Source organism: Brevundimonas sp. FV1ye28 (genome assembly GCF_058681135.1).
Genome location: NZ_CM178731.1, coordinates 1,814,857 through 1,826,931 on the forward strand (window position 1 = coordinate 1,814,857; position 12,075 = coordinate 1,826,931).

The 12,075-nt window shown below is 68.0% G+C and carries 10 protein-coding genes; 4 read left to right on the top strand and 6 right to left on the bottom strand.

What is annotated here, in order from left to right:
- Positions 1 to 3: 3 nt before the first annotated feature.
- Positions 4 to 1,713 carry a M1 family metallopeptidase gene (locus ACW171_RS08915; protein ID WP_492092820.1) on the top strand — a complete coding sequence of 570 codons (1,710 nt, stop codon included), beginning with the start codon at positions 4 to 6 and terminating at the stop codon, positions 1,711 to 1,713.
- Here the strand turns inward: ACW171_RS08915 and ACW171_RS08920 are convergent.
- Positions 1,674 to 2,492, bottom strand: a complete 819-nt coding sequence (locus tag ACW171_RS08920; protein ID WP_492092821.1) for a transglutaminase-like domain-containing protein — start codon at positions 2,490 to 2,492, stop codon at positions 1,674 to 1,676. The genes ACW171_RS08915 and ACW171_RS08920 overlap by 40 nt on opposite strands.
- Before the next feature lie 211 nt (positions 2,493 to 2,703).
- Between ACW171_RS08920 and ACW171_RS08925 the strand changes: the two genes are divergently transcribed.
- Complete coding sequence (locus ACW171_RS08925; RefSeq protein WP_492092822.1) at positions 2,704 to 4,842, top strand: TonB-dependent receptor domain-containing protein; 2,139 nt, start codon at positions 2,704 to 2,706, stop codon at positions 4,840 to 4,842.
- Between the two features lie 52 nt (positions 4,843 to 4,894).
- On the opposite strand, the gene ACW171_RS08930 is transcribed toward ACW171_RS08925, so the two are convergent.
- The 4 genes from ACW171_RS08930 to ACW171_RS08945 all read right to left on the bottom strand — a co-directional run bounded on the left by ACW171_RS08930 (position 4,895) and on the right by ACW171_RS08945 (position 9,589).
- Positions 4,895 to 7,477 (bottom strand): TonB-dependent receptor domain-containing protein, encoded by a 2,583-nt coding sequence (locus ACW171_RS08930; protein ID WP_492092823.1) that lies wholly within the window; start codon positions 7,475 to 7,477, stop codon positions 4,895 to 4,897.
- A gap of 75 nt (positions 7,478 to 7,552) precedes the next feature.
- Positions 7,553 to 8,113 (bottom strand): HNH endonuclease, encoded by a 561-nt coding sequence (locus ACW171_RS08935; RefSeq protein ID WP_298162368.1) that lies wholly within the window; start codon positions 8,111 to 8,113, stop codon positions 7,553 to 7,555.
- A gap of 120 nt (positions 8,114 to 8,233) precedes the next feature.
- Positions 8,234 to 8,908 (bottom strand): trimeric intracellular cation channel family protein, encoded by a 675-nt coding sequence (locus tag ACW171_RS08940; RefSeq protein ID WP_492092824.1) that lies wholly within the window; start codon positions 8,906 to 8,908, stop codon positions 8,234 to 8,236.
- Between the two features lie 33 nt (positions 8,909 to 8,941).
- Entirely contained in the window at positions 8,942 to 9,589 is a 648-nt protein-coding gene (locus ACW171_RS08945; RefSeq protein WP_492092825.1) for a DNA-3-methyladenine glycosylase family protein, read from the bottom strand.
- Between the two features lie 135 nt (positions 9,590 to 9,724).
- Here ACW171_RS08945 and gluQRS point away from each other — a divergent pair, with 135 nt between their 5' ends.
- Positions 9,725 to 10,570, top strand: a complete 846-nt coding sequence (gene gluQRS / locus ACW171_RS08950; protein WP_492092826.1) for a tRNA glutamyl-Q(34) synthetase GluQRS — start codon at positions 9,725 to 9,727, stop codon at positions 10,568 to 10,570.
- A gap of 220 nt (positions 10,571 to 10,790) precedes the next feature.
- Positions 10,791 to 11,699 carry a DMT family transporter gene (locus ACW171_RS08955; protein ID WP_492092827.1) on the top strand — a complete coding sequence of 303 codons (909 nt, stop codon included), beginning with the start codon at positions 10,791 to 10,793 and terminating at the stop codon, positions 11,697 to 11,699.
- 31 nt (positions 11,700 to 11,730) lie between these two features.
- On the opposite strand, the gene ACW171_RS08960 is transcribed toward ACW171_RS08955, so the two are convergent.
- A complete protein-coding gene (locus ACW171_RS08960; protein ID WP_077356590.1) occupies positions 11,731 to 11,934 on the bottom strand; it encodes a cold-shock protein in 204 nt (67 codons plus the stop codon).
- Positions 11,935 to 12,075 lie beyond the last annotated feature (141 nt).

The window sequence follows — 12,075 nt, forward strand, 5'->3', positions numbered from 1 at the left end:
GACATGCGCACCGCCCTGACCGCCGCCGCCCTCCTTGTGGCGGCGAGCCCCGCCCTCGCCCAGGAGCCGACGGCGCCCCAGTCGACGCCCTTCACCCTGGCGACCGACCAGCCGCGCACGCGCGAGCAACTGGCGGTCCGGTTCGACAAGGCCGACCTGTCCATCAAGGTCATCCCCGACGACAAGGCGATCGACGCGGTCGCCGTGCTGGACTTCACCGCCACCGCCCCGGTCTCGGCCTTGGTGGTCGAGCTGGATACGGTCTTCACGGTGTCCGAGGTGTCGGTTGGCGGTCAGGCCGTGACCGGCTGGACCAATCCCGAGGGGAGGATGACTGTCCCCCTCGTCACCCCGCTCGCTGCGGGCCAGTCGGCGACCCTGACCATCGCCTATTCCGGCCACCCCCGCGTCGCGCCGCGCGCGCCCTGGAACGGCGGCTTCGTCTGGTCGACCGCGCCCGGCGGCGAACCCTGGATCGCCACGGCGGTACAGGGCGAGGGCTGCGACCTGTTTTGGCCCTGTATCGACAGCCCGCTGGCCGAGCCCGGCCGCGTCGATCTGCACATCACCGTCCCGACCGGCCTGTCCGCCCCGTCCAACGGCCGCTTCTTGGGAACCCAGGATCACGGCGACGGCTGGACCACCTGGAACTGGTCGGCGGCCCAGCCCAACACCTATGCCGTCGCCCTCAACATCGGGCCTTACACAGAGCTGAAGACCGACTACCGCAGTCGCTTCGGCAACAGCTTCCCGATGTCCTTCTGGCATCTGAACTCCGACGACCCGGCCCGCGCCGCCGCCCTGTTCGCGGAGTTCCCGCAGCAGATGGACTTCTACGAGGCCACGGTCGGCCCCTTCCCGTTCTCGGACGAGAAGATGGGCGTGGTGGAGACCCCGCACCTGGGCATGGAGCACCAGACCATCAACGCCTACGGCAACAGCTATCGGCTGGACGGCAAGGGCTATGACTGGCTGCTGCAGCACGAACTGGCCCACGAGTGGTTCGGCAATCAGATGACCAACTCGAACGCCGACGACATGTGGCTGCACGAGGGGCTGGGTTCCTACATGCAGCCCCTCTACGGCGCCTGGCTGCACGGCGACCGCTATATGCAGACCGAGCTGGCCGATCAGCAGGCGGGCCTGATCAACCGCTTCCCCGTCGTCTCGGGCGAACTCAAGAGCGAGGGCGAGGTCTATGACGGCCAGGTCGGGCCCGGCAACGACATCTATTCCAAGGGCTCGTTGATCGCCCATTCCCTGCGGATGCTGATCGGCGACGAGGCCTTCTTCCGCTCGGTGACCACCCTGGTCTACGGCCGCCCCGATCCGCGCCCGGGCAATTTCGAGCCCATCTACCGCTCGACGCCCGACTTCCTGCGCATCGTCAACGACGTCACGGGCAAGGACTACAACTGGTTCTTCCGCGGCTACCTCTATCAGGCGGCCCTGCCGGTCCTGAACGAGGCGCGCGAGGGCGAGACCCTGACCCTATCATGGACGACCGGCGACGGCGGCGACTTCCGCATGCCGGTAGAGGTCTCCGTCGATGGCCGGGTCGAAACGGTCGCCATGACCGGAGGTCGCGGCTCCGTTCGCGTCCCGACAGGCGCCCACGTCGTGATCGACCCGCAGAACAAGGTCCTGCGCCGCCTCGACTTCATCGAGACCTATCAGGCGCGCAGAAGGTCCGATCGCGCCTCGACGGAATAGTCCTCCACCGCCTCGGCCGTGATCGACTGAGAGACCATCTCGCAGGTCCCCTGGGTGGACAGGAAGGCGATGTCCGCCGCGTCGCGCCCGCACGCGATCCGCACCAGCCCCTCGATCGGCGCCAGTCCCGTCGGATCGACCAGCCACCAGCCGTTCGACAGCCAGACCTCGAAGATGGCGTGGAAGTCCGGCGGATTCAGCTGGTGCGCATAGGCGCTGACCGCCCGAGCCGGAATCCCCGACGCGCGGCACAGGGTGATGCCCATATGGGTGAAGTCGCGGCACACCCCGGCCCGGTCGATGAAGGTCCGCGCCGCCGTCGTCTCCGAGTCCGACACGCCGCGCTCATAGTCGAGGTTCTCGGTGATCCAGTTCAGGATCGCCAGCACCCGCTCGCCGCCGTTGGTCTCGCCGAACTGGCGCTCGACGAACCGGCCGAATTGGTCCGACGGGCAGTAGCGGCTGGGCCACAGATAGGTCAGCACCTCCGCCGGCAGGTCGTTCCAGTCGTGCTGCGTCACCCCCGGCGGCAGGCCCAGCAGCCGGCCGTTATCAACCACCGCCTCATAGGTCAGCCTGACCTCGTCGGCGAGACGCGCACGCAGCGTACGGGCGCCGAACTCGGTGTCCTCGTCCTCGTGCAGATCCTGAGGCGGCGTGACCGTCAGCCGCTCTTCCAGGATGTCCTGACCCGGCCAGTTCGCGACCTGAATCTTGTAGATCGCATCCGTCGGAGGATCGAAGCGATAGACGAGTTCGGCGCGGACGCGGATTTTCATGGACGACCTAATGTGAGGGGCGAGCCGACAACGCCGCCCAAGGGCGCCCGTTCCAGACCATGCAGAGACCTCTAGCGGCCCTCAGCGGCGGAAGCGAGGCGCTCTGCTGCAAGGCCGCACGGCCAGCGGTGGATTGTCGCGCCCCCGCCGCAAGCCTTGCCTTTCCCAGTTGCGAAATAGATTGAGACGCACTCGCAACTAGGGGATCAAAGTGCGCCACCGTCATCTGTTCGTTTCCACCGTTCTCGCCGCCGGCGCCTTCGCCCTGCCGGCCCTGGCACAGTCGGTCGCCCCCGCCCGCGAAGACGCCGCCGAGGTCGAGGATGTCGTCGTCACCGCCTCCGGGTTCGAACAGCGGATCGAACAGGCCCCTGCCTCCATCAGCCTGATCTCGGGCGAGACCATCCGCAGCCAGCGCGCGGGCTCTATCGCGGAGATCCTGTCCGACGTCCCCGGCGTCGATGTCGGCGCACCCGTCGGCAAGACCGGCGGCCTGACCATCAACATGCGCGGCCTGGGCTCGGACTACACCCTGATCCTGATCGACGGCCGCCGCCAGAACACGGCCGGCAGCGTCACCCCGAACGGCTTCGGCGAAACCTCGACCAGCTTCCTGCCGCCCGTCTCCTCCATCGAACGGATCGAAGTCGTGCGCGGCCCGGTTTCGACCCTCTACGGCTCGGACGCCATCGGCGGCGTGGTCAACATCATCACCAGGAAGGTCAGTGACACCTGGCAGGGTTCGGTCTCCACCAACGCCACGCTGCAGGGTGACGACGAGTTCGGCAACCTCTACGGCGGCGACGTCTACGCCAACGGCCCTCTGGTCGCCGACGTCCTGGGAGCCGCCATTCGTGGCTCCTACCTGACCCGCGAACAGTCGGCCCTGACCTATGAGACCGTCAACGGCGTCACCAGCCCGGTCACCGGCTTTGGCCGCAGCTCGACCGAAAGCGAGATCTGGACCCTGGGCGGCCGCCTCAGCCTGACCCCCAATCCCGACCACGATCTGTGGCTGGACGTCGATGTGTCGCGTCAGTGGTACGACAATGCCAACGGTCAGCTCGGCACAAACACCCTGGCCGGCGGCTATTCCGACGCGCTGGAGTTCAACCGCGATCAGGCGGTCCTGGCCCACAACTGGCGTCTCGGCTTCGGCGAGCTGCAAAGCACCCTCTCCTACGGCCAGACCTCGACCGACGGCCGCATCGTACCGCCGGGCGTCCCGGGCGCCGGCACGGCCCGCACGCTGGAAACCGAGAGTGTCATCTTCGACACCAAGCTGTCCTCGCAGTGGCGCAACCACACCTTCACCCTGGGCGGCCAATATTGGGACGCGACCATGACCGACGGGGTCGCCCCGACGGACTTCGAGTTCACCCAATGGGCCGTATTCGCCGAAGACGAATGGCGCTTTACCGATACGCTCGCCCTGACGCTGGGCGGTCGCTACGACAACCACTCCACCTTCGGCGACCACTTCAGCCCGCGCGCCTATCTGGTCTGGAACGCCAACGCCTACTGGACGGTCAAAGGCGGCGTCAGCCAGGGCTTCAAGACCCCGCGCCTGGAACAGCTGGCCCCCGGCATCAACGGCTTCGGCGGCCAGGGCCGCATCCCGCTCCTGGGTTCGCCCGGCCTGACGCCGGAGACCTCGACGGCCACCGAGGTCGCCGTCTTCTATGACAACCGCGACGACTTCCGCGCCAGTTTCACGATCTTCGACAATCAGTTCGAGGACAAAATCGCCTCGGGCCCGGCCCTGACCAACTGCGCCTTCGGCGTCACTGCCGCCAACTATGCGGCGGGCAACTACAACAAGACGGGCTGCACCGACGTCGGCTTCTTCCCGAGCTCGGCGACCTTCGGCCAGAGCGTCAACATCGACGAGGCCGTGACGCGCGGGGCCGAGGCCGCGGTCCGCTGGGGCTTCGCCACCGACTGGAGCGTCAGCGCCAACTACACCTACACCGAGAGCGAACAGAAGTCGGGCGCCTCGGCCGGCCAGCCTCTGACCGACACGCCCGAACACATGTTCAACGCCCGCCTCGCCTGGCAAACCACCGACCGTCTCTCGACCTGGATCCGGGGCGAGTACCAGTCCGAACGCTACCGGGGCGAAGGCGCCGCCCGCGTCGCGCTCGGCGACTACAAGGCCTTTGAGCTCTTCCACCTCGGCGGCTCGTATGAGGTCAACGACCGGGTCACGCTCAACGCCGTGGTCTACAACGTCTTCGACAAGGACTTCGTGACCCTGATCCCCTATGGCGCGCCCGTCGCCTACGGCACGGAATACGCCAACAACCAGGAGCCGCGCCGCCTCTGGCTCTCGGCACGCGTCGACTTCTAGAGGCTGAAACCAACAGCCCCCGGACCGCGACGGTCCGGGGGCTTTTCGCTGTCTAGAAGGTCCGCTTCAGGCCGACGCTGAACACCCGCCCGCGCGGATCGGCGACGACGGGATCATAGCCCAGGGTGAACTGGGCCAGCGGCGGATCGCGATCCGTGGCATTGACCACCCCCAGCGACAGCTCTAGCGCCTCGCCGATCGACCGGCTATAGAGCAGGTCCAGCGTGGTCTGGCTGGCGATCGTCGTGTCGGTGATGCCGCTGCGATCATTGTTGTAGCCGGCCGTGTAGTGAACCAGCGCCGTCACGCTCTGGACCGCATCGCTCCACCCCAGACCGAACTCGCCACGATCCGCCGGCAGGGACCGGCCGATGTTGGCCAGGTTGGTCGAACCGACGCCCGACACCACGGCCGCGCCCGCCGCCAGCCGCACGTCATAGCGGTCCACATGGGTCCAGTTCGCCGACAGCGTGGCCCGTCCGCCGAACAGATCCCGCCCGTAGCGCGCCGCCAGATCCAGCCCCTCCGTCTCGATCGAGGAGGCATTGATGAAATAGAGCTGCACGAAGGTCAGGGCGCCGCTGGCCGAACGGGTGATGCGGCCTTGAGCCGGCGTGCCCGTCCGCCCCGCCGCCTGATCCGCCGCGGCCTGGTCGAGGATCGCCTGCGCGGCCTCCTTCACCACCAGGTTCTCGTAGTCGAACCGCCAGGCGTCGACGCTGAGCTCCAGCCCCTCGATCGGCTGCCAGACGGCCCCCAGCGTCAGGCTCCGCGACTCTTCCGGCCGCAGGTCCGCGTCACCCGAAGTCAGGGTGTTGACGAACACGAAGGCCCCGCGATCGAAGACCGACGGCTGCGACGCCTGCGCCCCCGTCAGGGCATAGACCGACGGCGCCCGGAACCCCTGGCTCCAGGCCGCGCGCACCGCCAGCGTCTCGGTCGCATCCCACCGCACCGCCACCTTGGGGCTCAACTCGCCCTCATCGCCGTCATAGGTCTCGTAGCGTCCGGCGAACTGCGCCTCCATGCGGCTGCCCAGTTTCAGTCGGGCCTCGGCGAAGGCGGCCAGCGTCTCCTGGTCCCGCTCGAAGTCCGGCGAGAAGCCCGCGGTCAGCAGGTCGCCCGCATTGACCAGATCGCTCCAGTCGTGACGGAAGCTGCGCTTCCGATACTGCCCCCCCATCGCCAGCGACAAAGACCCGCCTGACCAGGCCAGGGCCTCGCCTCCGACCGAGGCATCCAGGGTGACCAGCCCGGCCGCTCCGCGCAGTCCGGTGTAGCCGATCAGACTGTCGATCAGCTCGGCGCTGTTCGCCGTCCCGGTCCCCAGGGCCGCGCTACCGAACGGATTGAAGTATCGGCCGCCCACACCGTTCAGCGCATTCTGCAGCGCGCTGCCGATGGTGTCGGGCTTGTCATAGGCGACATGCTGGCGGCTCGCCGTCGCCGACAGGTCCCAGGTCCATCCGTTCTCGAAATCGCCCGACGCCCCGCCCGCCAGACGCCAGGTCTCATAGGCGAACTCCGCCTGCGACGCCCCGGCCTCCGCGCCCAGGATGCGTCCCCGGAACAGCACCGTCTCGCCGAACGGATTGTCGGGATGGGTCGCCGGCACGCTGAGCGACCGCGCCAGGATCGGCAGGGACGGCGACTGCCGCGCCACCGTCTCGGTCGAGGACCACGCCCCCTGCAGCCAGACGTCGACCGTCCCCACGGCCTTGCGATAGTCCGCGAAGCCCTGCGTCCGCGTCTCCTCCGGCACCAGGTCGAAAAAGTCCGAATAGTCCAAGCGACAGAAGCTGTCCGTCGCGCTGTTGCGATAGGCCTCGGAGAAGGCCGGATTGCCGCACGCCGGATCGGGCGCGAACCCGTTGGTGCTCGGCCGGAAATAGGACCCCGGCTGGCCATAGCTGGTCACCGCCGTCCAGGCCGCCCGGCCGTACCGCCTCGCCTGGGTGAAGTCGCGCTCGTCCGAGCCCAGGGCCGAGCGATGCAGATGCGACGCCGCCAGGGTCAGGTCGCCGCCGAACACCTCCAGCCCGCCGATCGCCTGAACCGTCGTCTGGTCCGACCCGTCGGCTGCGGAATAGTTGACGCTGACCTCCGGCCGCTCGACCCGGCGACGCGTGACGAAGTTCACCACGCCCGCCACCGCGTCCGACCCGTAGATGGCCGAGGCGCCGTCCTTGACCGCCTCGACCCGCTCCAGCGCGATCATGGGGATCAGGGAGTTGATGTCGACATAGGCCGAACCGTCCGTCGCCACGACCGCGCTGTTGGTCCAGCGTTGTCCGTCCACCAGCACCAGGGTCGAACCGAGCCCCAGGTTCCTCAGATTGAACTGGGCCGTGCCGGAGCTTTGCGGCTGGTTCAACTGGTCGATCTGGGCTTCGGAGCCCGAGTTGGCGGTGAACAGGGCCAGCATCCGCGACGCGTCGTCGACGCCCGCCGCCTGAAGCGTCCGCCGATCCAGCACCTCCACCGGGGCGATCCGGTCCGCCCCCGCCAGCCGAGATCCGGTGACGACGACATCCTCGACCTGCTCGGTCGCCTGCTGCGTCTGGGCGTATGCGCCCCCCGCCGTCAGCACGGTTGAAACGCAGGCTCCGGCCAGAAGGCGCGAACGGAAACGCATGAAATCGACCCAGACAGCACGGCCTTGCCGCGGAAGGCCCGCCGTATGACACGACCCGACCCCTGCCTGCCAATGCTAAGGTTCGAGCTCGATGTCCCAGTACAGATAGTCCAGCCAGCTCTGGTGCAGATAATGCGGCGGAAACCGGCGTCCCGCGTCCTGCAGCTGGAAGGCGTTCGGCCGGTGCGGCGCACGGCGTATGGGCATATGCGCCTGCTGCGGCGTCCGCCCGCCCTTCCTCAGGTTACAGGGCGAACAGGCGGCGACGATGTTTTCCCACGTCGTGCGCCCGCCCCGGCTGCGCGGGATCACATGGTCGAACGTCAGCTCGGCCGTGTCGCCGCAGTACTGACAGGTGAAGCCGTCGCGCAGGAAGACGTTGAACCGGGTGAAGGCCGGGCTGCGGTTCTGGTCGACGTAGCTCTTCAGCGCGATGACGCTGGGGATCTGCATCTCCATCGACGGGCTGCGCACCACCTTGTCGTAGACGGAGACCACGTCCACGCGATCTTGATAGACCGCCTTCACCGCCTCTTCCCACGGCCAGAGCGACAGCGGGTAATAGGACAGAGGGCGGAAGTCGGCGTTCAGCACCAGGGCCGGAAAGCCGGACGGCGGCTTGTGAAGGACCTGCATCAGACCCTCCCGCTCACGCCGGAAATCGAGGAAATCGGACTGAAGACGTCTCTCCTTCTCTCTAGTGCAGACAGACTATTCCCGATTCGCACGCACCGCCATGACGACCGTGCAGCGATTTCATGACGCGCCCTTTTTGATGAGCCCGCCAGGGAAGGCCGGCAGGCTCCAGCCCCAGGCCAGGGCCCCGGCCCGGAGCGCGAACCCGATGGGCGCCGCGATCAGGGCCGCCGGCCAGTGCGCCAGTCCCAGCTCCCGCGCCACGACATAGAGGGTCGCCGCCGTCAGGGCTGCCGAGATGGTGATCTCCCGTCGCAGCAGGATCGACGGCTGCCCCGCCAGGATGTCCCGCACGATCCCGCCGAAGCAGGCCGTCAGCGCCCCCATGACGATACAGATCAGCGGCGGCACGCCGAATGCCTCGGCCTTGGCCGCGCCCAGCACGCCGTAAGCCCCAAGCCCGATCGCATCGAGCCAAAGCAGCGCCCGGAACCGCCACTCCCCCGCACCCACCAGCCAGACCGCCAGCGCTCCGGCCAGGCAGACGGCGATGTATCGCCAGTCCTGCACCCAGAAGACGGGCGCCCCGATCAGCAGGTCTCGCAGCGTCCCCCCGCCCACACCGGTGATGGCCCCGAAGAAGGCGAAGGTGACCAGGTCATGCTTCTCGCGCGCGGCGGCCAGCGCCCCCGTCGCCGCGAACACCGCCACACCCGCGAAGTCGAGCGCGCCCAGCACCGTCTCCGGGTGGGCGAGCGCCGGGCTCAGCAGTTCGGGATTCACAAGACCGGTCACGAACTTCCTGTCTTCTGCGCGCGCTGCGCTTGTCTAGTCGAGCGGTGGGTCTAGCACGATCTCGCCCGCCTTCACCCCAAGGTACCACGCCCACAGCAGATGGACGGCCACCGCCCGATGCGGACGCCACATCTCGGCCCGCGCATAGGCGGCCTTCGTATCCGGCCGATGCTCGAGCCGATCAGCCCACTTGATCGCCTCCTGCAAGGCGATATCGCCGCCGGGAAACACATCCGTCCGCCCGTCGCAGATCAGCAGATAGGCCTCCGCCGTCCACAGCCCGACGCCTTTCAGCGAGACCAGCGCAGAGATCGCCGCCTCGTCGTCCAGCGTGGACAGGTGTTCGAGGTCGATCGTCCCGTCTAGCTGAGCCCGGGCGATCCCCTGGCCATAGGTCGCCTTCTGCCGCGACAGCCCCATGCCCCTCAAACTGTCCAGGTCCTGCGCCAGCAAGGTCTCCGGCGTGATCTCCCCCAGCCCCGCCTGCAGCCGCGCCCAGACCGACGCCGCCGAGGCCAGCGACACCTGCTGATCCACGATCATGCGGAACAGGCCGAGAAACCCCCGATCCCCGACGCGCCAGTCGAACACCGGCGTCTGGGCGTGGGCCCGCTCCAGCGCGGGATCGAGACGAACCAGCGCCGCCCGCATTTCGGCGACTTCCTCAGGCGTGAACGGCATGGGTATCCTTCGTCTCGACAGGGGCGGCGGGCGAACCTAGCCTTCCGCCATGCCCAGTCTGAACCAAGTCTTCGCCGGGAACATCCCCGCCGACCGCGGGCCCGATGACCACAGCCGATTTCCGCCGGAACCGGCATGAGCCTCGTCACCCGTTTCGCGCCGTCGCCGACGGGCCTCCTCCATCGCGGCCACGCCTTCTCGGCCCTGACGGCCTGGACGGCGGCCCAGGACGCCGGCGGCCGCTTCCTCCTTCGTATCGAAGATACCGATTTCACCCGCTGCCGCCCCGAGTACGAGGCGGCCGTCCTCCACGACCTGTCCTGGCTGGGCCTCGACTGGAACCAGCCGGTGCGCCGCCAGTCCGAACACCGCCCCGACTATGACGCCGCCCTCGACCGCCTGCGCCAGATGGGCGTCCTCTACCGCTGCTTCCGCACGAGGAAGGAGCTGATGGCGCTCGCCGGCATGGCCCCTCACGCCGACGATCCCGCCGACACCCACGCCTTCGCCGGCGGTCCGCTGTCTCCCGACGAAGAGGCCGAAAAGCTCGCCACCGGCCAGCCCTTCGCCTGGCGCCTGTCCCTCGCCGCCGCCCGCGACCGCCTCGGCGGCTTCGACACCCTGACCTGGATCGAGGAGACCGCCGATCCCGGCCTCAAGACCGCCGCGCCAGAGCGGCTCGGCGACATGGTTCTGGGCCGCAAGGACATCGGTGCCGGCTACGTCATCGCCTCCGTCGTCGACGACGCGCTTCAGGGCGTCACCAATGTCATCCGGGGCGAGGACCTGATCGAGACCACCTCGATCCAGCGCGTCCTCCAGGCCCTGCTGGACCTGCCGACGCCGGTGTATCGGCACCACCGACTGCTGCTGGGGCCGGACGGCAAACGCTACGCCAAGCGGGATGGATCGGTGACGCTGGCGGCCTTGCGAGAAGCGGGGGTCACGGCGGAGGAACTGCGGGCAGAGCTGGGGTTCTGACTTCCCTCTCCCAGCGGGAGAGGGATTGAGCGTCCAAGAGCGCCAGCGATTGGAAACGCGAAAGGGTGAGGGGTTGGCCTGTCAGTCGGCGTGAGCCGTCGCACCGTCACGGCTTCGCCGACTTCCGCGCCAGCCTCTCACCCTTTCGGTTTGCGGATCGCTCCGCTCTCCGAACCTCAAGCCCTCTCCCGTGGGGAGAGGGAAGCGGTTATGCGACATCATGCCTCCCGCTCCCTCACGCCTGATCCCCCTGATCGTCGTGCTGGTTTCCGCCAGCATCCTCGGCCTCGCGCCCATCCTCGTGCGCCTGACCGAGACCGGCCCGGCCGCGGCGGGTTTCTGGCGGCTGTTGTTCGCCCTGCCCCTCCTGCTGATCCTCGTCGGACGCCCCGGCGGCGAAGGCTTCGGGCGGCCGTCGAAATGGATGATCCTGGCCGGCCTGTTCTTCGCGATGGACCTCAGCTTCTGGCACTACGGCATCGTCATGACCTCGGTCGCCAATGCGACGGTACTCTGCAACCTGACGCCTGTCGTCGTCACCCTGGTCGGCTGGCTCGTCTTCAAGGAACGCCCCGCCCGCCTGTTCATCCTGGCCCTCGCCCTGGCCATGGGCGGCGCCTTCGCCATGGCGGCGGGCGCCGCGCCCGGTCAGGGGACCAACCCCATCCTCGGCGACATCTTCTCGGTCTCGGTCGCCCTCTGGTACTCCGGCTATTTCCTGACCGTGAAACAGGCGCGGACCACCGCCGGAGCCCTGCGCGTCACCTTCTGGGCCACGGTCGCCGGCGTGCCGGTCATGGGCGCCGCCGCCCTCCTGCTTGGCGAGGACATGATCCCGGCCACCGTCGCCGGTTGGGCCGCCTGCGTCGCCATGGGCGTGATGCACGTCGCCGGTCAGGGCGGCGTCGCCTGGGCGCTCGGCAAGCTGCCCGCCTCGATCACCGCCGTCACAATCCTGATCCAGCCGATCGTCGCCGCCATCCTCGGCTGGCTGATCTTCGGGGAGACCCTGGCGCCGGTTCAGGCTTTGGGCGGCGCGCTCGTGATGGCCGCCATCGTCCTCGCCCAGTGGTCCAACAGGGCCAAAAGCAAAACGGGCGCGGCTCCCGAAGGAACCGCGCCCGCCTGAGTATCGCTTCAGCGACCCCGATCCGTTCGGATCAGAGAAGCTTCAGGTCCACGGCCGAGGTCTTGCCGCGCTGGGATTCCAGCTCGTAGGACACCTTGGCGTTTTCATCGAGGCCCGTCAGGCCAGCCTTTTGAACGGCCGTGATGTGAACGAACACATCAGCGCCGCCGCTTTCCGGCTGGATGAAGCCGAAGCCTTTCGTGGGGTTGAACCACTTGACCGTACCGGTCGCCATTGTTGCGTCTCCATAAACGCGCTTTTCCAGGCGGACGCCCTTTCAGAGGGGCCCGACAATCCATCTGGACAGCTCGTTCAGTGAAGGAGCGAAACGCAGGTTTGGACCCCACGCGAAATCCGGATTGCGCGGGTGTTTTCC